Source organism: uncultured Eudoraea sp. (assembly GCF_947258525.1).
GTDB lineage: Bacteria > Bacteroidota > Bacteroidia > Flavobacteriales > Flavobacteriaceae > Eudoraea.
Genome location: NZ_CAMYIP010000051.1, coordinates 24645 through 43512 on the forward strand (window position 1 = coordinate 24645; position 18868 = coordinate 43512).

The window sequence follows — 18868 nt, forward strand, 5'->3', positions numbered from 1 at the left end:
GCTATGCAGAGTTTCTGCTTGCATTGATATTGCCGTACAAAGAACGTGTAACTATTTTTTCATAAAGTGTTTTATACTCTGAATTCTCACTTACCTGATGCAAGGCATATTGTTGAATTACCAATAACGGAAGTACAATATTCTCTCGAATTCTAATTGATTCTCTTGAAACGGCTTCATGTTCCATAAGTATCTTCGAATTGCTTATGAGCAATAACATCTCCTTGGAAAGCATAAATTCATCGTGAAGGATATTCCAGAAATCACCATATTCTTCGTCGTCCTGCATATAACTCGTTAACTCAAAATAACACTTAGATAAGGACATCATACTGTTAAGCATTAAAGTTTCAAAGAACGGAACTTCCCTGAATAACTTCTTTAATTCTTTTAACCTTCCCTCATCTTTCAGCTTTTTTATAGCCGTACCTATTCCAAAATATCCGGGGACATTTTGTTTGAGCTGGCTCCATGACCCCACAAATGATATTGCCCTGAGATCTGTGAGTTCCAATTTTGCCTTTTGCCCCCGCTTTCCGGGTCTGCTGCCTATATTAGCCTTAGTATAATATTTAAGAGTACTCCTGTTTTCAAGATATGAAATAAACATCTCGTGCTGCTTAAGAGCATCATATTTAGCAAAACTAAGATCAGAAAGTTCTTCCATCAACTTTCGTGATTCTTTTGGGATTATATTTTCTTTGCCAAAGAGATTATTGGATAATCCTGCAGTCAATAACTGCTCAGAATTATGCATGAACTGTTCCTTGGTACCATACGTACTTGTGATGGTCTGGCCCTGAATAGTTAATTGTATTTCGTTATTGGCTATGTCCTTAGTTTGAGCAGCATAAAAACGATGTGTTTTTCCGCCACCACGCGCCGGCGGTCCGCCGCGGCCGTCAAAAAATATGGCATCGATACCGTTTTTTAAACAAACCTTTGACAAAACCTCCTTGGTTTTTAAAATAGACCAATTGGCTTTTAAATAACCGCCGTCTTTTGTGCCATCCGAGAATCCGAGCATCATGGTTTGCCTGTTACCCCGTTGTTCAAGGTGAGAAAGGTAATCCGGTAAATCAAATAAGGACTGCATGGTATGCTCCGAAGTATCCATACCTTTCATTGTTTCAAAAAGCGGAACAATATCAAAAGTAATACTATCCTTCTTCCAACCACACCATCTGAAAAGCGCATAGACAAATAGAACTGAATAGATATCCTCAGAGTTACTTATAATATAGCGGTTACAACCTTGTTCACCATTTTTATTCTGAATTTCCTTTAATTGGGAAATATTTGCAATGGTGTCTTTTACAATTTCATCTTTATAATCCTTAGAATCTAATTTCAAATTTTCATTGAGCAGTAAATTTGTTAATTCGTCTTCTGCAAGTTCACCAAGACTTTCATTAATATAACCATTACCTTTAAGTACTGTTTCAATTACTTGTTTATGTTTACTATGATCCTGACGAATATCAAGAGTTGCGAAATGTGTTTTGAAAATTTTTACCTTGTCAATTAGATCCTCCAGTTGTTTCAGGTAGAGCGAATTGTACTTGTCTATTAATATTTCCCGTGACTTAAGCAATGGCACAACAATATCATCATAACTTACTACTTTTTCAGGATCAAACATTGAAACATATAGCCTATCTCTTAAAGCATTCAAGTCCGGACGCAAATCCTTAAATGTAAGCTTCTTACGAAGTATTTTGAGGTCATTATAGTAACATTTCATTAAATTCGTACGAAGCTCATCAGCCACGTCTTTAGTAATATCTGCCGTTACAAATGGATTTCCGTCTCTATCTCCTCCTGGCCAAAACCCAAGTTTAATTATATCATAATTGTCAAATTCATCATTCTCTATATTGCTTTTTACATAAGAGAATAAATCCCCGACGGCGGCATAGTAAACATTTCTAAGAATATAAATAATATTTTTGGCCTCATCTAATGGTGTTGGTTTCTTTGTATTTATCAAAGAAGTGAGCCCTAACTGCTGAAGAACAAGATCAATATCATTAATCTTATCTTCAAGAATAAGTGATTTTAATTCTTCAATGATATCCAGGACAGCCGGAGTATAAAACTGAGTTGGATGAGCAGTTAAAACAATACGCGCACTAAAACTCGATAATTTCTTCGCAATCTTTTCCCAGCTCTTAGTCTTATTTACTAATTGAAAGTAGTCCTTTATGGATAAAGAGGTTGAATGTTCATGCAATTTGGGAAATGCAGCATCCTCTACACTGTCATATAATACCACTTGCCGTTCAACATACTGTATTACACTGAACATAAAATCAATTCTTTCTTTTTCAGTATCAATATTGGCGTAATACTTGAAAAATAAATCTAAAATTTGTTGTGGATTTTTGCCGGATTTTAACCCTTTTTCGCATTGATCAAATAAAAGAGGAATGAGCATCCCCACATTCTCAATACCCTGATATGGTAAATTTAAAAACAAGCTGTTATAAACGTAGAACTTATTTTTAACTGATTTTTTAAATTCTTCTAATCTATCTGTCTGATGCATAAAATTCTTAACTATTCAATTGACTCCCCTAAATTGCGAAAGTTTCTTATTGGTTTTAATCCTCTAAATATCCGTATAATAATATAATATTTAAACCTTAATACGACAAATCACGAAATAATTTTTCCTCATTAAAAAACCAACATATTTCTAGCCATAAAACCCAATTTGAAAAACAAACACTTCAGATTTAAAACATAGGAATTCATAGGTATTTTTTTAAGCGACCAGGATCATTCAACTAGTGAGACCAGCAAAATTACGGTACTTAAAGAAAGTACGGTATTGATCTACTCTGAATTGCAAAGTTGAATATCCCGGATTCTCCATTTTGATCTTTTTATAAGAGTTGAAGCTGCCAATTGCCCTGTTTGCAGAACCTGAAGGAGCTGTCAGCGAAACAGTGGTAACGATTCTATTTTGTTCTCCCGGCATTGTAAAACTGTGTATTCTCGGTACTTCGCCGGAAATTTGTTCCAATCTTATTCCAAACTCCCTTAAATGTTTTCTAAAAAAATATTCCGGTCCGTTCTTACTGTTTCCACCAGTAAACAATAAGGTTTCAACCTTTCTATATTTAGTTAAATACCCTATTAGATTTCTGAGTGATACATTCTTCATACCAAGATCTGATGCATCTACTTTTAAACGTTCCGCACTTTGAACTATATCACAAATTCCTAATTTTTGTTCCTTCAGAAAATCCATACGCTGTTTTACAGCTTCCCCGGTTGATTCGAATTTTAAATTCAATTCAAAAATCTGGTCCAGAATTTTCCATAACTGTCCATCTCTGCTTCCATAACAAAAATCAACATCTCCTTCCTTTAAATCCCCTGTAGTGAATCTGGGTGGCGGTAAAGTCCCCACAATAAGCTTAGTGGTATTATGAAATATAAAAGGTCTATAAGGGTGGGTATGTAAAAACAAATTGAATCCTAATTATCGGTATTATCTCCTTAATCTACTATTTTATAAAGATAGTATTTTGCGAATGGGTAAAATGGCAGATTGCATTTTTATGCCAAATTTTGTAAATTGAAAGAAATATACAATACCAATGGGTAAAGGGGATATAAAAACTAAAAGAGGTAAGATTGCCAATAAATCATACGGTGCACGAAGACCTAAAAAGTCAAAAGCTAAAGTTGTAGTTACAAAGAAAAAAAAGACTAAAAGTAAATCTTAGTCCACAACGAATTCAAGCCCTACTTCACCTTCCTCGTTTATGCTGAGTTTATAGGTGTAAAAACCAATGGGAAGTTCTGTTTCCCCTACAAAATCAATCGGCTGTAGTACGTAGATGTCTTCTCCAGATTTGATTTCAACAAAGTCGTATTGATAAGCGATCTCATACACCAAATAGTCGGAATATTTGCCTGGCGCCACATTTGTATATAATTCTTCGTTAGTGCTTACCTGTACCTCATCAAAATTAATATTACTATCATTTTTGATGCGGATATTGATGGTATCTACATTATCGTCCCTGTCTGTGCAGCTAAAAGTAAAGACTAAAAAGGTTAGTAAAACAAAACCAATATTTTTCATTACAAGTTGTTTATAAATGAATCTTCATAGTATAAACGGTTGCTTCAGAAAATTATTCTATCTAATAAAAACAGGCTGATTTTCTTTTAAGGTATGCTCCCTGCTGTAGATATACCCATCCAGGTTAAATCCTTTTATGTCTTCAAGAGTCCTTGCGTCTGTATCCAGAATATAACGCACCATAGAACCGCGGGCTTTTTTTGCAAAGAAACTGATTACTTTAAGCTTGTCGTTTTTCCAATCTTTAAATACCGGTGTAATAATAGTGGCTTTTAATTTTTTGGCTTCCACAGCACTAAAATACTCGTTACTGGCAAGATTAATAAAAAGTTCTCCCTCTTTGAGTTCTTCGTTTAAAAAATCGGTTATTATGGGCTTCCAAAACTCGTATAGATTCTTTTTACGTCCAATTTTTAATTGTGTCCCCATCTCCAGGCGATAGGGTTGCATAAGATCCAGGGGCCTTAAAATACCGTATAAACCCGAAAGAATTCGAAGGGTATCCTGAAGCTTATCTAATCTGTCTTCGGGAATACTATATGCATCTAATCCCTGATAAACGTCCCCATTAAAAGCGTAAACTGCCGGGCGGGCATTTTCCGGAGTAAATGGCGGTGAGAAATTTTGATTGCGCTCCCAGTTTAGTTCAGCCAGGTCGTTTGAAATACTCATTAATTTGGACAAGGACCTGGGATTTTTCTTAGTCAATATCCTATTAAGTTTTTCTGACTGTTCCAAAAATTCAGGTTGTGTATATTTTGTGGTGGGAACAGGACGTTCAAAGTTTAATGACTTAGCCGGAGAAAGCACAATCTTCATAATTTAATAATTTAAAGATAAAAGTAAAGAGGATTTTTGTGAATTCCCTACTAAGAGTGAAAAGACTTTTCAATACTCCTATCAGCTAAATTTATTGCTACCGAGAATGTAGTGAGTAATGCCTCCATTTCTCAACGCAATTGGCCATATCATCCGGCAATTCGCTATCAAAACGCATCATTTTACCACTAACCGGATGCATAAACCCTAGGGTTTTAGCATGCAATGCCTGTCTGGGCAGGATTTTAAAAGCATTTTCTACAAATTGTTTGTATTTCGTAAAAGTAGTTCCTTTCAGTATTTTATTCCCGCCATAACGTTCATCATTAAAAATGGTATGGCCAATATGTTTCATGTGAACCCTTATCTGGTGTGTCCTTCCGGTCTCCAGCTTGCAAGAAACCAATGTAACGTATCCCAAGCGTTCCAGGACCTTATAATGGGTAATCGCCTCTTTCCCTTTTTCCCCTTCCGGAAATACTTGCATTTGAAGTCGGTTTTTTGGATTGCGGTCAATATGCCCTTCTATGGTTCCTTCATCTTCTTCTATATTGCCCCAAACCAAGGCAACATATTCTCTCTCGCTTGTTTTATCATAAAATTGCTTGGCCAGGTGAGTCATAGCCTGATCTGTCTTGGCAATAACCAATAATCCGGAGGTATCTTTATCTATTCGATGAACAAGCCCCGGTCTCTCATCAGAATTTACAGGTAAATTTTTTATATGATATAATAGCGCATTTATTAAGGTTCCCGAATAATTTCCATGCCCCGGATGTACTACCATTCCGGCGGGTTTGTTTACAACCAAAAGGCTTTCGTCTTCATAGACAATATCCAAATGTATTTCTTCCGGAGACAACAAAAACTCATAAGGTGGATGTTCAAAAAACACTTTGACTTCATCACCTGCTTTGACCTTGTAGTTTTGTTTTACTACAGATTCGTTAACCCATATATGGCCTTCCTTTGCAGCGGACTGAATTTTATTCCGGGTTGCATTTTCTATAAAGTTCATTAAAAACTTATCAACCCGTAAAGGTTCCTGCCCTTTTGAAGCTACAAAACTATAATGCTCGTAAAGCTCATCCTCTTGAGGATCTGAAGTGTTGTTAGATGCCATTTCTTATTCCGAATCGGCCTTGACTTTCGCCCGGCCGGTTATAGTTCCGTTTCCACAGACCAGTTCAATTTTTGAAGTTTTTGGTATTTTATCGCCCGGATTAATTGTTTTTCCTTTATGCCTTAAATAGTATACCATATCCTTCCCCAACTCATCAATATAGGTAACGCGTTCAACGTCTAATCCAACAGCACGAAGCATAGATTCTGCATTGCGTTGTGTAACCTGAATAATATTCGGAACGGTAACTTTTTTATAACCCGAAGGGTTAACAGTAATATATATTTTTCTATTTTCTTTTACTCTATTGCCTGCAGGTGGGTCCTGTTCAATTATTGAAAACCTCGGGTAATCCGGATTGAAATTTGCTGAATCCAATACTTCGTAGCGTAAATTAGCATCCTCTATTACTCCTCTCATTTCCATTACCGATAACTTCGATAGATCAGGAACCTCTATAAATTCTCCATGGTTTGTAGATTTTTTTAACCACTGTAAAGCAAATATAGATATAGCCACTATTACCAGAAAAGCCAGGCCAATATTCAATAAAAAAACTTTACTTCTAAGAAAATTCCAAAAATTCTTCATTGCATTTTTTTATGTCGGACACAAAGATAGGAAACCCTATCATTTTTTATTTACGTTAAAATCGTGATATTTGTCTAAATGGGTTTAGAGCTTGCATAGATAACTTTAGATGAAAAAAAATATTGCCATTATCATGGGGGGTTATTCCAGTGAGTATAAGATCTCAATAAAGAGCGGCAATGTAGTCTTTCAATATTTGGATAAGGAGAAATTTAATGCTTATCGCATTATTATTTCCAAAGAAAAATGGGTTTATCTGGATAAAGACGAAAATGAACTATCGGTAAACAAGCATGATTTTTCCGTAGTTATTGACAATCAACATCTTAGGTTCGATTGTGTTTTTAATGCAATTCATGGTACTCCGGGAGAAGACGGATTAATGCAGGCTTATTTTGAGCTATTGGGAATTCCACAAACTTCATGCAACCACTATCAGGCGGCCCTTACTTTTAATAAAAGAGATTTATTAAGTGCCCTAAAGCCCTACGGTATTAAAGCAGCCAATTCTTATTATTTGAATTTGGGCGATACTATTGATCATGTTGCTATTGTCGAGAAAGTTGGGCTTCCTTGCTTTGTAAAAGCAAATAGAGCTGGAAGTAGTTTTGGAATTTCCAAGGTTTTTGAGAAAAAACAGTTGCAGGCGGCAATTGACAAGGCATTTCATGAGGACGATGAAATTATTATTGAGTCTTTCCTTGACGGCACAGAGGTTTCCGTAGGTGTTATAACCTTTAAAGGTGAAACCCTTGTGTTGCCTTTAACAGAAATTGTAACAGATAATGATTTTTTTGATTATGAAGCCAAATATGAAGGAAAATCAAAGGAAATAACCCCGGCCCGCTTAACCGAAAAACAGGAAGAAAATATAAGGCGTCAGGCAAAGATGGCTTATGAGGTTTTAAAAATGAAAGGATTTTCAAGAAGCGAATTTATTTTTATAGGCAATGAACCTTATATGTTGGAGATGAATACAACTCCTGGCCTGACAGAAGAGAGTATCTTGCCGCAACAGGCGCAAATAGCAGGTATAAGTCTACCCCAACTTTTTGAAAATGCTATAACAGAAGCAATGAAGTAAATTGATTACATTTAACTTGTAAACCAAAAATCCACATGAAACGTGCTATTTTTCCGGGTTCTTTTGATCCTATAACCTTGGGTCATTCAGATATTATTGAAAGGGGAATAATTTTATTTGATGAATTAATCATTGCTATAGGAATAAATGCCGAAAAAAAATATATGTTCTCTCTTGAAGAAAGGATGAAATTTATTTCAGAAGCCTTTAAGGATGAACCCAAAATTAAAATTATGACTTATGAAGGTCTGACAATAGATTTCTGCAAGAAAGTTAAGGCCGGATATATCCTTCGTGGTTTGCGGAACCCTGCGGACTTTGAATTTGAAAAAGCTATTGCACATACTAACAGGAAGCTTTCAGAAATTGAAACGGTTTTTCTTTTAACAGCTTCCGGTAAATCCTTTATCAGTTCATCTATTGTACGAGATGTTATTAGAAATGGAGGGGATTATAGTGTTTTAGTACCCAAAACTGTTAAATTATCCTGAAGTTTGCCGATTAGCCGCATTGTTTATTATTCTTACGGCCTTTTTCTTTTTATTATTTAGAGCACATTATTTCATAAAATATTCTATTTTAGTAGGAAATTACTTTCATTTTGAGTTATTTTATCGTGTACTCCATGTAAAATTGAAGTCACACAACTAGTTTGGAGCAGTTCACAACAATCATTAACAAATGATGGATAATCGGATTACTTTAGTAGGAAATTACGGTAGAATGTTGCGTGAAACCCAGACATCTTCTAATGATTACTTAATAAAACAGTTACCTGTATCAACGGTTTTTGTAGATAAAAAATTCAAAATAATCCATGCTTCAGATAAGTGGATTACGGATTTCGATTTCATTAACAGGGATGTAATTGGCTTGTCGCTGTCTGAACTCTTTGGTGATATCAGTATATCATGGAAAAAAGATCTCAATAGGATAATTAAAGGCAAGGCCCTCCTTTCTGGAGTAGAAAACTTTTATGATTCTCAAAACAACGAAAAGTGGTTTGAGTGGGTAAATGTTCCCTGGTATGATGAACAGGAAAACATTATTGGTGTTATTATTAAAACAAAGGATATAACAGATACTATTTTTGATGATGTTAAGTTAGAAAAACTTGAAGTTTTACTGAAGGGTAAGTCCAAAACATCAAAAATCGGAGGCTGGGAGTACGATGCTGTTAAGGATAAATTAAGCTGGTGTAAAGTCACTAAAAAGCTGCATGAAGTCCCTGAAGACTTTGAACCGGATCTGGAAAGTGGTATCAATTTTTATAAAGAAGGCTATAGCAGAAACACTATAGCCATGGCGGTAGATATTGCCATGACCAAAGGATTAGCCTGGAACGAAACTTTAAATTTAATTACAGCTAATGGAAAAGAAATATCTGTTATTGCGACAGGAAAGCCTGTATTTAAAAATGAAAAGTTTTTGGGTCTAATTGGGACATTCCAAGATATTACGGATGAAGTACTAATCAAGGCAAAAACAGAAGAACAAGAGCGGATTTTTAGCAGCATATTTAATTCTTCCTATCAGTTTACAGGTATTTTGGATACCGAAGGTACTTTCCTTGAGATAAACGATACTGCTTTAAAATTTTCAGATCTTAAACAGGAAGATATAATTAATAAAAAGTTTTGGGACGCCTATTGGTGGCCAATTCCAGACATGGTTAAAGAAGGGTTAAAGGAGGTCGTAGCTGCCGCAGCCCAGGGCGAGTTTATGCGAAGTGAGATCGTTGTTATTGATAAAAATAAACAACCTATTCCTGTAGATTTCAGTTTAAAACCTATTTATAACGAAGATGGGCAGGTAGTATCTCTTTTGGCCGAGGGCCGTATGATCAAAGAAATGGTTGAGGCAAGACAGAAGCTGAAAATAAGTGAGAAGAAATTTAGATCCCTATACGAGTTGTCTCCAATTGCTTACATCCTTAGTGATTTTGAAACTGGAGAGATACTGGATTGTAACAGTTCTTTTGAAAATGCCACAGCATATGGGAAAGAAGATTTAGCAAATTTAAGGTACTCCGATCTTCTGCCAGATTCATCAAAACACAAATTAATTAATTTTTTAAAGGAAGTAGATCTAAAAGGTACTTATGGACCTTTCGAACATAAGTTTCGTAAAAAGGACGGAACAACTTATCCCGTTTTAATCAGTGGATCTCTGGTAGGAAATAAAAAAGGCAGAAAACTGCTTTGGTCTACAGCACAGGACATCTCGGAAGTAAGGAAAAAAGAAAAACAAATTAGGGACGAACAAAAATTACTAAAGACCTTAATAGATAACCTGCCACTTAATGTCTACATCAAAGATTTGCAATCGCGGAAAGTATTAGTAAATAAGGCAGAATTGAATTATTGTGGATTTAAGGACGAATCGGAAGTTTTAGGTAAAAATGATTTTGACTTTTACGATAAAGAATCTGCCATAATTTCAAGAGAAGAAGACCTAAGTGTAATTAATAGCTTAAAACCAATTTTGGGTAAGGAAACCATAAGCGTAAAAAAAGATGGGAGTCTGACTAGATTTATGTCATCCAAAATTCCGCTTATTGGTCCTGATGGTAAAGCCAGCGGCCTGATAGGTATTAGCATGGATATTTCGGATCTTAAGCAAAAGGAGGAGGAGCTTAGAGACCTAATAAATGTTACTTCTATTCAAAACAAACAATTAATCAATTTTGCACACATTGTATCGCATAATTTAAGGTCTCATACTGCCAATTTTTCTATGTTATTAGAGTTTCTGGTTGATGAAAAAGATGAGAAGGAGCAGGATAATTTAATAAAAATGTTAACAGAAGCGTCCGATAACTTATTGGAAACACTGGACAACTTAAATGAAGTAGTGGCCATAAGTACCAACGTAAATCTGGATAAAAAACCGGTTAATTTAAATGAGAAAATTGTAGCTGCAGAGAAAAATTTAGGGGCGTTCCTTAAAAAGAACAATGCTAAAATTATCAATAAAATACCCGATGATACTTTTATTAAGGTAATACCGGCGTATATAGACAGCATACTCATGAACTTTATAACCAATTCCGTAAAGTATAAGGATGACAGCCGTGATCCGGTAATAAAATTATCTGTATCTAAAAAAACACATTATACTGTTTTAAGTATTGAGGATAATGGGCTGGGTATTGATTTGAATAAATATGGTGAAAAATTATTTGGAATGTACAAAACATTCCATGATAATTCAGATGCAAGAGGTATTGGGTTGTATATTACAAAAAATCAGGTGGAAGCCATGAATGGAAAGATAATGGCTTGCAGTGAAGTGGGCAAGGGAACTACGTTTAACATATATTTTAATGACAAAAATTAAATCGATAGCTATAATAGATGATGACCCAATAACAGTATTTGGGATTAAAAGAATGCTAAGCACTTTAAATGTATGTGAAAATATCAAAAGTTATGTGAATGGGAAGGAAGCCATTGATGATTTTAAGAGCCTGATGAATCATAAGGCAGAGATCCCAGAGGTTATATTTTTAGATATAAATATGCCTATAATGGATGGATGGCAATTTCTTGAGGAATTCATTACACTGCCTATTACGCATAAAATAAGAATCAACATTTTGACTTCGTCCATAGATCCGGCTGACAGGGAGAACTGGAAATACTATATGACCAAAACACACCACATCATAGATTATAAAAACAAACCTATACAAAAGAAGGAAATTGAAGAGATTACAAGAGCGGCTTAATTTATAAGCCAGATTTTTACTTAATTTTGATAAGGGAATTATCAGAATTCATATTAACAATTGGTGTGGATCTATTTGTGGTCTGAATATTATGAAGCCTCACATTTGCAATATCCTGTCTTTCGCATTCCTAAGGATACACTTAATGGCGTAAAAGAAAACTAATCTGCAAATAGTGATTTGATATTGGTATAAGAATTCTCCAGGGCCTTATGAATTTTCTGAGGACCTTTCCATTTTACTTTCTCTATTCCCTCTTTTTTTTGACCTACCAACTTTCCTTTGTAAGAGGTTTTCATAGCATACCAATGAACTTCCTTGAGTTTGTAGATTCCGTTTCTCTTAAAAATGTGGTAAGTTTTCCGAAGAAAATTTTCAATCTTTAACCCTTTTACCCCTGTTTCTTCCTCAACTTCTCTAAGCGCACATTCTTCAATAGTCTCGCCTTTTTCAAGTTTTCCTTTAGGCAGATCCCATTTATCATTCCTATATATAAAAAGAACTTTTCCCTTTTTATTGGTTACAACCCCCCCTCCAGCAATTTCCAAAGGAATTTTTTTTGTAAACTTTTTTAAAATTTCTTCATGGTTAGGATGGTAAATAAATGCCCTTTGCATCTTTTTTTTTGCCAAGGCATCTATAGCATTGCTAATGGCTTCGCCATTTAACATAAAATACTCACCATTCACGGTATCAGACAGTCTGTTTGTTAAAATCAAAGGGGCATCTTTAACAAAAACTTTATACATTTGTGAAATGGTTTTAGATAAGAACACTGCGGCAAAAACAGCCGAGCTCCTACTGCAAATTAATGCAATTAAGTTGAAACCAGAAAATCCTTTTACATGGGCCTCCGGCTGGAAATCTCCAATTTATTGTGACAACAGGATAATCCTATCTTTTCCAGATATCAGAAATTATATAAGGGAACAAATTGCAAAACAACTTGTAGACTTATACGGTAAGCCAGATGTAATTGCCGGGGTTGCTACTGGGGCAATAGGTATTGGGGTGCTTGTTGCGGACTATCTGGGTTTGCCTTTTATTTATGTGAGGCCCGAAGCCAAGTCGCATGGCAGACAAAATCAAATTGAAGGACAGTTATCTGAAAATCAGACTGTTGTTGTTATTGAAGATCTCATAAGCACTGGTAAAAGCAGCCTGAACGCGGTAGAAGCCTTAAAACAAAGTGGGGCGGTTGTAAAAGGAATGTTAGCAATTTTTACGTATGGTTTCAACATCTCGGAAGAGAATTTTAAAGCCAAAGAAATAGAACTTCATACGCTTAGTGATTATGAATATCTTATTGAGCAAGCCTCATCCAGCAAACATATTAAGGAGGACCAATTAAAAACACTCATTGAATGGAGAAACAATCCTTCAATATGGAAATCATAAAAAAATGGAAATAACAACTAAAAAGAAAACCGTCTCTAAAAACATAAAGGATGTCTATGAGTTTGTTATCGATCTTAAAAACTTTGAGCAATTAATGCCCGATAGTATCGATAAATTTGAAGTTTTAGACAACGATACTTTCCTATTTGCTCTTAAAGGGATGCCACAGATAGTACTGAAAAGAAATAATCAACAACCTTTTAACCAGCTGGTATTGGGAGCTGCCAGTGAAAAGTTGCCATTTACACTTACTGTGGATATAGCCTCTATAAACGACAATGAAACAGAAGTTGGTTTAAGCTTTGAAGGAGAGTTTAATGCAATGATGGCGATGATGATAAAAACGCCTATTACTAATTTTATGAATGCGTTATCGGAGAATTTGAGCGAAATATAACTTTCAATTCTCAATTTAATTATCCTCCATACAATTTAATACAAGAGTTCCAATTCCTTGAATGCATATTCTTTTAAAATGGAATCCTCTAATTCCACTATTAAATTTCCAACTTCAGAGACTCCGCGAATATAGCCTGTGAACAGCTTAGAATTACTGTCTTTGAAAGTAGACGGTTTATCCATCCTGAAAAGTAAGCTTTTATATTTTTGGCGCATATCCGTATCTTTTCCAGATTCAAAATCATCAAAGAGTATTTGCAGGTTCTGCACTATGCATGTTTGCACCTCATCCAGACTAAAAGTCTTCCCTGTAATTCTTTTTAATGATGAAGCTTTCTTTAAATTCCCGAATTCTAATTGATTCACATTCAATCCAAAACCAATTATAGAGGACTGAATTAAATTATTCTTCAAATTGTTTTCTATTAGAATACCACATATCTTAAAATTACCTGACATAATGTCGTTAGGCCATTTAACCTGTAAGTTTGGTATAACTAATTTTTTAAGTGTATTATAAATTGCTAATGAAGTGATTATATTTAATAAGAATTGTTCCTGAATATGGAAGTTCTTAAAATACTTTAAAACGCTAAACGTTAGGTTCTTACCTGCTTCAGATTCCCATTGAGACCCCATTTGCCCGCGACCATGCAACTGCTGATTTGCCGTAACAATTGTAAAATCTTCTGGTTTCTCTGAAAGCATTAAGTTTTTTAGGTATGCATTTGTCGAATCCGTGGCATCAAGTTTGATCCTTATCATGTAGGCTTATTCGTTTTTGATCTACAATGTTATGTTAAAAACAATAGCTAAGAAAACAAAAAAACAATAACTTTGTATAAATTAAAATTATTGAATGCAGAAAAGCAAAGCAAGTGCAGATGAGTTAATTACTTTAATCTTAGATGGAATAGAAGAAGTTAAAGGACTCGAGATAAATGTACTTGACCTAAGGGAAATAGAGAATACTGTCTGTGACTACTTCATAATTTGTAATGGCACTTCTAATACGCATGTAAATGCGATAGTAAATTCAATCCAAAAAACAGTAAGTAAGGCAATAAAAGACAAGCCCTGGCATGTTGAAGGATCAGAAAATTCAGAATGGGTACTGTTAGACTATGTAAACGTGGTTGTTCATGTATTTCAAAAACATATAAGAGAATTTTATGATGTTGAGGGGCTTTGGGGAGACGCAAAAGTCACAATGGTAGAAAGTAGTTTTAATCAGTAAAAAAAGACAATGGCAAAAGATAATGATACCCCGCAAAAGAAACCGAGATTCAGTTCCTGGTGGATATATGGCTTAATTGCAATATTCTTAATTGCTTTCCAATTCTTTGGAAGCGATAATTTGGCCTCTACCAAAAAAACAACTACTTCTGAACTACAGGAATACCTGAGAAATGGAGATATTACCAAGATATTGATTATCACCAATATCAATCAGGCTAAAGTTTTCCTATCTGATGAAGCACTCGCCAAGGATGTGCACAAAGATGTATCAGAAAAACCTTTGTTTCCTTCAACAGGTTCTGTTCCGCAATATGTACTGGACTATGGGGATTTGCAAATTTTTCAAAATGAGATAACCGAAATAAAAAAGGAGAATAACTTAGATACCATAGTAGAATTTGATAAAGAGTCTAATGTCTTTATGGAATTGCTATTATCTATTCTTCCATTTGTATTGATTATTGGGATATGGATTTATCTTATGCGCAGAATGTCAGGAGGCGCCGGAGGCGGTGCCGGTGGTCAGATATTCAATATCGGCAAATCTAAAGCTAAGTTATTTGATGAAAAAACAGATACCAGGACTTCTTTTAAAGACGTTGCAGGCTTAGAGGGAGCCAAAGAAGAAGTAGAAGAAATAGTAGAATTTTTAAAGCACCCTGATAAGTATACCTCCCTGGGCGGGAAAATTCCTAAAGGTGCTTTGCTGGTAGGACCTCCGGGAACCGGTAAAACCTTGTTGGCGAAAGCTGTAGCAGGCGAAGCAAAAGTTCCGTTTTTCTCCTTATCAGGATCAGATTTTGTAGAAATGTTTGTTGGTGTTGGTGCCTCAAGAGTTAGAGATCTGTTTAAGCAAGCAAAGGACAAGTCTCCGGCAATTATATTTATCGATGAAATTGATGCCATAGGACGGGCAAGAGGTAAGAACAACTTCACAGGATCTAATGATGAACGTGAAAATACCTTGAACCAATTACTGACAGAGATGGATGGTTTTGGCACAAATACCAATGTAATTGTATTGGCTGCTACCAACAGAGCAGATGTCTTGGATAAAGCTTTGATGCGTGCAGGTAGATTTGACAGACAGATTTATGTAGATCTTCCGGATATCCGGGAAAGAAAAGAAATTTTTGAAGTACATCTTAGACCTATTAAAACCTCTGAGACACTGGATCTTGATTTTCTGGCCAGACAAACACCCGGATTTTCCGGAGCAGATATAGCCAACGTCTGTAATGAGGCAGCACTTATTGCAGCGCGTAAGGAAAAAAAGGCAGTGGGCAAACAAGACTTCCTGGATGCAGTAGACAGAATTGTTGGTGGTCTTGAAAAAAAGAATAAAATTATTACTCCTGAAGAAAAGAAGACTATTGCATATCACGAGGCTGGTCATGCAACAGTAAGTTGGATGCTCGAACATGCAGCACCATTGGTAAAAGTCACAATTGTACCAAGAGGTCAGTCTCTGGGTTCGGCCTGGTATTTACCCGAAGAACGACTTATTGTTCGTCCGGAACAAATGCAGGATGAAATGTGTGCTACTTTGGGAGGAAGGGCCGCAGAGAAAGTGATATTCAATAAAATATCTACTGGTGCCCTAAGTGATTTGGAAAAGGTAACCAAACAAGCCCGTGCCATGGTAACAATTTATGGGCTAAATGACGAAATTGGAAACCTTACCTATTACGATTCCTCAGGTCAAAATGAATATGGGTTTACCAAGCCTTATAGCGAAGATACCGCTCAGGTAATTGATCAGGAAATTTCCAAATTAATTGAAGAGCAGTATATACGAGCTATTGATGTGCTGAAAAAAAATAAAGATAAACTTATTGCATTGGCTGAGCGCTTATTGGAAAAAGAAGTTATCTTTAAAGAGGATTTAGTTAAAATTTTCGGTAGTCGCCCTTTTGAAAAAGAATTTGATCAAAAAGGTCAGGAAATAGTCTCTACTGAAAAGCTTACACCTGAAGAATCTACCGAAGAAAATAATTAGTAATTCTAGGCGTTTTTTAAATAAATCGAGTATTATTTGAAGACTAGATATATCGATGGGTCTATTTGACAAGCTATTTGGCGGCGGTAAAAAGAAAGTTTCCAAAGAAACAGTGGAAACGAGAGGTATGCATATGCCCGACCTAAATATTCCTGTTGATGAAAAGTTTACTATTCATTTCAAAAAGAATGGCGGAAAATTCATTTATTGCGATTCTTTCGATGAAGTTACTGAAGCTTTAAAAAATATAATTGAAGAAAATCATTGGGAGGAAAATCTTTTCTTCGTAATGAATCCTCGCCTAAGAGAGAAATTTTCCAAGAATAATATACACTTTACTGATGAGGCAAACGAAAGTGAAATTTTCTTTACTACTTGTGAACATTTAGTAGCTCAAAACGGTTCTATATTGGTTTGCTCAAACCAGCTTAAAGAGAAGAAGCTGAACGAAGTGCCGGATAATGTTATTGTTTTTGCGACCACCAGTCAGTTGGTGGATACTATTGGTGAGGGCTTAAAAACAATCAAGAAAAAATACAGACAAGGCATTCCTGCAAATATTACTACCATTAAACATTTTCAAGGAACTGAAGAAAATGCGAATGATTTTCTAACCTACGGAAGCAGCACAAAGCACTTGTATTTATTACTTATGGAAGACCTTTAGTATGAAAGAACTTCTTAGGCGATTATTAACTGGCGCTGTTTATGTAATTCTACTTCTTTCCGCCGTTTTTCTAAGTTCAGATGCATTTGACTTTCTCTTTATGGTTTTTGGCCTTGCTTGTTTGTATGAATATAAAAGATTGGTATCCCTAAGGGGATACTATATTTTTATAGCCTACCTAGGTCTATGGTGGGCTTATATTTATCTTATAGATGATAAAATTTTGATCAATGTACTCATGTTTCTTACCATCATTGTGAACTTTAGTTTGATTTACTACCTATTTTCTAAAAAGAAAAAAATCTATTATAATTACGAAAAATTTATTGCAGGTCTTTTCTATGTTGGAGGCGGATGCATTTTTTTGACTATGATCCCATATAAGGACAATGAATTTGCCAAATACCTAATTATGGGAATTTTTATATTAATTTGGGTAAACGATTCATTTGCCTATGTTGTAGGCAAGACATTGGGCCGTACAAAACTATATCCGGCGGTATCGCCTAAAAAGACTGTTGAAGGATCCGTAGGAGGATTGGTTTTTACTTTGGGAGCTGCCTATATTATGGCGAAATACGAACATATTGTAAACCCCACACAATGGGTTATATTGGCCGGTGTTATAGTGCTAACCGGGAGTTTGGGTGACCTGGTTGAATCTAAATTAAAGAGACAGGCTGGTGTTAAGGATAGTGGTGCCATTTTGCCGGGACATGGCGGCATGCTAGATCGCTTAGATAGCTTAATATTTGCTGCCCCTTTTGCTTATTTAACTTTAATGTTGTTTTCATATGTTTCATAGAGAAGGCCAGAAAATTATATTGACAACTTTTTTTAGCGTTGGTATTATAGTTGTATTGGCTCAATTTTATATCGCCGAACCTTGGATAAAGAATACAGTCCAAATTTTGGCTTTAATATTACTAGTTTTTATTCTCCAGTTTTTTAGAAACCCAAAGAGAGTCATTAATAGAAATTTTAATGATATATTGGCTCCTGTTGATGGCAAGGTGGTGGTTATAGAAGAAGTAGAAGAAAAGGAATATTTTAAAGACAGACGTATACAGGTTTCCGTATTTATGTCACCAACTAATGTTCATATAACACGTTATCCGTCTAGTGGAGTTATTAAATACTCTAAATATCACCCCGGCAAATATCTTTTGGCCTGGCATCCAAAATCGAGTGAAGAAAATGAGCGCACAACAGTTGTAATTCATACTCCAAAATTTGGGGATATTCTTTACAGGCAAATAGCGGGCGCAATGGCAAGGCGTATCATTAATTATGCAGAGGTTGGAGAAAATGTACAGCAAGGTGCAGATTCCGGCTTTATTAAATTCGGTTCAAGAGTAGATTTATTATTGCCATTAGACAGCGCTATCACAGTCAAATTAAACCAGAAAGTGGTGGGTGGCAGAACCTGTTTAGCCACAACTCCTCATAAGGATGAAGAATGATAAATTAAATAGCGAATTTTTAGCGGCAGTGCAACTGGTAAATGAATATAAAAATCCGTTACCCGCAGACTTATTATTGAAATTATACGCATACTATAAAATTGCCAATAAAAACTATAACAACCCCGGAAGCAAGACTCCATTAATAAACGCTTTTAAGGCAAATGCTTTAATTCAGGCCCAGAATATTGATCGGAAAGAGGCTATGAAACTATATGTGAATTTGGTGCAAAAGGAGATTGTTAACAAGCAATAAG

General features: G+C 35.4%; 21 protein-coding genes. 13 read left to right on the top strand and 8 right to left on the bottom strand.

Going from position 1 to position 18868, the window contains the following annotated elements; translation table 11 throughout:
* Nucleotide 1: 1 nt before the first annotated feature.
* Nucleotides 2–2548: a phosphoenolpyruvate carboxylase gene (locus tag Q0X89_RS03875; protein WP_297691316.1), complete on the bottom strand. Its 2547-nt coding sequence runs from the start codon at nt 2546–2548 to the stop codon at nt 2–4.
* Between the two features lie 237 nt (nt 2549–2785).
* The gene (locus Q0X89_RS03880) at nt 2786–3478 is read right to left on the bottom strand and encodes a uracil-DNA glycosylase family protein (RefSeq protein WP_297691318.1); all 693 of its coding nucleotides are present in this window, start codon (nt 3476–3478) and stop codon (nt 2786–2788) included.
* A gap of 130 nt (nt 3479–3608) precedes the next feature.
* Here Q0X89_RS03880 and Q0X89_RS03885 point away from each other — a divergent pair, with 130 nt between their 5' ends.
* Entirely contained in the window at nt 3609–3737 is a 129-nt protein-coding gene (locus Q0X89_RS03885) for a 30S ribosomal protein THX (RefSeq protein ID WP_297691320.1), read from the top strand.
* On the opposite strand, the gene Q0X89_RS03890 is transcribed toward Q0X89_RS03885, so the two are convergent.
* The 4 genes from Q0X89_RS03890 to Q0X89_RS03905 all read right to left on the bottom strand — a co-directional run bounded on the left by Q0X89_RS03890 (nt 3734) and on the right by Q0X89_RS03905 (nt 6632).
* Nucleotides 3734–4099, bottom strand: coding sequence for a hypothetical protein (locus Q0X89_RS03890; protein ID WP_297691322.1), 366 nt, complete (start codon nt 4097–4099; stop codon nt 3734–3736). The two genes, Q0X89_RS03885 and Q0X89_RS03890, sit on opposite strands and share 4 nt — an antisense overlap.
* A 57-nt stretch (nt 4100–4156) precedes the next feature.
* Nucleotides 4157–4918 carry a peroxide stress protein YaaA gene (gene yaaA, locus Q0X89_RS03895; RefSeq protein ID WP_297691324.1) on the bottom strand — a complete coding sequence of 254 codons (762 nt, stop codon included), beginning with the start codon at nt 4916–4918 and terminating at the stop codon, nt 4157–4159.
* 97 nt (nt 4919–5015) lie between these two features.
* Nucleotides 5016–6041: an RluA family pseudouridine synthase gene (locus Q0X89_RS03900; protein ID WP_297691326.1), complete on the bottom strand. Its 1026-nt coding sequence runs from the start codon at nt 6039–6041 to the stop codon at nt 5016–5018.
* Between the two features lie 3 nt (nt 6042–6044).
* Complete coding sequence (locus Q0X89_RS03905) at nt 6045–6632, bottom strand: PASTA domain-containing protein (protein ID WP_297691328.1); 588 nt, start codon at nt 6630–6632, stop codon at nt 6045–6047.
* 109 nt (nt 6633–6741) lie between these two features.
* Between Q0X89_RS03905 and Q0X89_RS03910 the strand changes: the two genes are divergently transcribed.
* The 4 genes from Q0X89_RS03910 to Q0X89_RS03925 all read left to right on the top strand — a co-directional run bounded on the left by Q0X89_RS03910 (nt 6742) and on the right by Q0X89_RS03925 (nt 11446).
* Nucleotides 6742–7716 (top strand): D-alanine--D-alanine ligase, encoded by a 975-nt coding sequence (locus Q0X89_RS03910; RefSeq protein ID WP_297691330.1) that lies wholly within the window; start codon nt 6742–6744, stop codon nt 7714–7716.
* Between the two features lie 35 nt (nt 7717–7751).
* A complete protein-coding gene (gene coaD / locus Q0X89_RS03915; protein ID WP_297691332.1) occupies nt 7752–8207 on the top strand; it encodes a pantetheine-phosphate adenylyltransferase in 456 nt (151 codons plus the stop codon).
* A 190-nt stretch (nt 8208–8397) separates the two neighbouring features.
* Nucleotides 8398–11055: a PAS domain S-box protein gene (locus tag Q0X89_RS03920; protein ID WP_297691334.1), complete on the top strand. Its 2658-nt coding sequence runs from the start codon at nt 8398–8400 to the stop codon at nt 11053–11055.
* Nucleotides 11042–11446 (top strand): response regulator, encoded by a 405-nt coding sequence (locus Q0X89_RS03925; RefSeq protein ID WP_297691336.1) that lies wholly within the window; start codon nt 11042–11044, stop codon nt 11444–11446. Before Q0X89_RS03920 ends, Q0X89_RS03925 begins: the two co-directional genes overlap by 14 nt.
* Before the next feature lie 161 nt (nt 11447–11607).
* Here Q0X89_RS03925 and Q0X89_RS03930 read toward each other — a convergent pair whose 3' ends face one another.
* Nucleotides 11608–12195, bottom strand: a complete 588-nt coding sequence (locus Q0X89_RS03930; protein WP_297691338.1) for an NUDIX domain-containing protein — start codon at nt 12193–12195, stop codon at nt 11608–11610.
* A gap of 7 nt (nt 12196–12202) precedes the next feature.
* On the opposite strand from Q0X89_RS03930, the gene pyrE reads away from it, so the two are divergent.
* Together pyrE and Q0X89_RS03940 are read left to right on the top strand one after the other, a co-directional pair.
* The gene (gene pyrE / locus Q0X89_RS03935; RefSeq protein ID WP_297691340.1) at nt 12203–12844 is read left to right on the top strand and encodes an orotate phosphoribosyltransferase; all 642 of its coding nucleotides are present in this window, start codon (nt 12203–12205) and stop codon (nt 12842–12844) included.
* Nucleotides 12845–12848: 4 nt separating this feature from the next.
* A complete protein-coding gene (locus Q0X89_RS03940) occupies nt 12849–13241 on the top strand; it encodes an SRPBCC family protein (protein WP_297691342.1) in 393 nt (130 codons plus the stop codon).
* A gap of 35 nt (nt 13242–13276) precedes the next feature.
* Here the strand turns inward: Q0X89_RS03940 and Q0X89_RS03945 are convergent, their stop codons facing one another.
* Nucleotides 13277–14008 carry a biotin--[acetyl-CoA-carboxylase] ligase gene (locus Q0X89_RS03945; RefSeq protein ID WP_297691344.1) on the bottom strand — a complete coding sequence of 244 codons (732 nt, stop codon included), beginning with the start codon at nt 14006–14008 and terminating at the stop codon, nt 13277–13279.
* 94 nt (nt 14009–14102) lie between these two features.
* Here Q0X89_RS03945 and rsfS point away from each other — a divergent pair, with 94 nt between their 5' ends.
* From rsfS to Q0X89_RS03975, 6 genes are read left to right on the top strand one after another with little or no spacing between them, the layout of a single operon-like run.
* On the top strand, nt 14103–14480 hold the full coding sequence (gene rsfS, locus Q0X89_RS03950) for a ribosome silencing factor (protein WP_297691346.1): 378 nt from the start codon (nt 14103–14105) through the stop codon (nt 14478–14480).
* 9 nt (nt 14481–14489) lie between these two features.
* A complete protein-coding gene (ftsH, locus tag Q0X89_RS03955; protein WP_297691348.1) occupies nt 14490–16481 on the top strand; it encodes an ATP-dependent zinc metalloprotease FtsH in 1992 nt (663 codons plus the stop codon).
* Nucleotides 16482–16536: 55 nt separating this feature from the next.
* Nucleotides 16537–17148, top strand: a complete 612-nt coding sequence (locus Q0X89_RS03960) for an LUD domain-containing protein (RefSeq protein WP_297691350.1) — start codon at nt 16537–16539, stop codon at nt 17146–17148.
* 1 nt (nt 17149) lies between these two features.
* A complete protein-coding gene (locus Q0X89_RS03965; RefSeq protein ID WP_297691351.1) occupies nt 17150–17953 on the top strand; it encodes a phosphatidate cytidylyltransferase in 804 nt (267 codons plus the stop codon).
* Entirely contained in the window at nt 17943–18611 is a 669-nt protein-coding gene (locus Q0X89_RS03970; protein ID WP_297691353.1) for a phosphatidylserine decarboxylase family protein, read from the top strand. The genes Q0X89_RS03965 and Q0X89_RS03970 overlap by 11 nt, the downstream gene beginning before the upstream one ends.
* Nucleotides 18601–18867 carry an acyl-CoA-binding protein gene (locus Q0X89_RS03975; protein ID WP_297691355.1) on the top strand — a complete coding sequence of 89 codons (267 nt, stop codon included), beginning with the start codon at nt 18601–18603 and terminating at the stop codon, nt 18865–18867. The genes Q0X89_RS03970 and Q0X89_RS03975 overlap by 11 nt, the downstream gene beginning before the upstream one ends.
* Nucleotide 18868 lies beyond the last annotated feature (1 nt).

Bases quoted from the DNA above. Each gene is read 5' to 3' on its own strand.
- Q0X89_RS03975 (WP_297691355.1), top strand. From the start codon at position 18,601: ATGAAGAATGATAAATTAAATAGCGAATTTTTAGCGGCAGTGCAACTG.
- Q0X89_RS03890 (WP_297691322.1), bottom strand. From the start codon at position 4,099: ATGAAAAATATTGGTTTTGTTTTACTAACCTTTTTAGTCTTTACTTTT.
- coaD (WP_297691332.1), top strand. From the start codon at position 7,752: ATGAAACGTGCTATTTTTCCGGGTTCTTTTGATCCTATAACCTTGGGT.
- Q0X89_RS03905 (WP_297691328.1), bottom strand. From the start codon at position 6,632: ATGAAGAATTTTTGGAATTTTCTTAGAAGTAAAGTTTTTTTATTGAAT.
- Q0X89_RS03970 (WP_297691353.1), top strand. From the start codon at position 17,943: ATGTTTCATAGAGAAGGCCAGAAAATTATATTGACAACTTTTTTTAGC.
- pyrE (WP_297691340.1), top strand. From the start codon at position 12,203: ATGGTTTTAGATAAGAACACTGCGGCAAAAACAGCCGAGCTCCTACTG.
- Q0X89_RS03965 (WP_297691351.1), top strand. From the start codon at position 17,150: ATGAAAGAACTTCTTAGGCGATTATTAACTGGCGCTGTTTATGTAATT.
- Q0X89_RS03960 (WP_297691350.1), top strand. From the start codon at position 16,537: ATGGGTCTATTTGACAAGCTATTTGGCGGCGGTAAAAAGAAAGTTTCC.
- Q0X89_RS03910 (WP_297691330.1), top strand. From the start codon at position 6,742: ATGAAAAAAAATATTGCCATTATCATGGGGGGTTATTCCAGTGAGTAT.
- Q0X89_RS03885 (WP_297691320.1), top strand. From the start codon at position 3,609: ATGGGTAAAGGGGATATAAAAACTAAAAGAGGTAAGATTGCCAATAAA.
- Q0X89_RS03925 (WP_297691336.1), top strand. From the start codon at position 11,042: ATGACAAAAATTAAATCGATAGCTATAATAGATGATGACCCAATAACA.
- Q0X89_RS03875 (WP_297691316.1), bottom strand. From the start codon at position 2,548: ATGCATCAGACAGATAGATTAGAAGAATTTAAAAAATCAGTTAAAAAT.
- ftsH (WP_297691348.1), top strand. From the start codon at position 14,490: ATGGCAAAAGATAATGATACCCCGCAAAAGAAACCGAGATTCAGTTCC.
- yaaA (WP_297691324.1), bottom strand. From the start codon at position 4,918: ATGAAGATTGTGCTTTCTCCGGCTAAGTCATTAAACTTTGAACGTCCT.
- Q0X89_RS03930 (WP_297691338.1), bottom strand. From the start codon at position 12,195: ATGTATAAAGTTTTTGTTAAAGATGCCCCTTTGATTTTAACAAACAGA.
- Q0X89_RS03945 (WP_297691344.1), bottom strand. From the start codon at position 14,008: ATGATAAGGATCAAACTTGATGCCACGGATTCGACAAATGCATACCTA.
- Q0X89_RS03900 (WP_297691326.1), bottom strand. From the start codon at position 6,041: ATGGCATCTAACAACACTTCAGATCCTCAAGAGGATGAGCTTTACGAG.
- Q0X89_RS03940 (WP_297691342.1), top strand. From the start codon at position 12,849: ATGGAAATAACAACTAAAAAGAAAACCGTCTCTAAAAACATAAAGGAT.
- rsfS (WP_297691346.1), top strand. From the start codon at position 14,103: ATGCAGAAAAGCAAAGCAAGTGCAGATGAGTTAATTACTTTAATCTTA.
- Q0X89_RS03920 (WP_297691334.1), top strand. From the start codon at position 8,398: ATGATGGATAATCGGATTACTTTAGTAGGAAATTACGGTAGAATGTTG.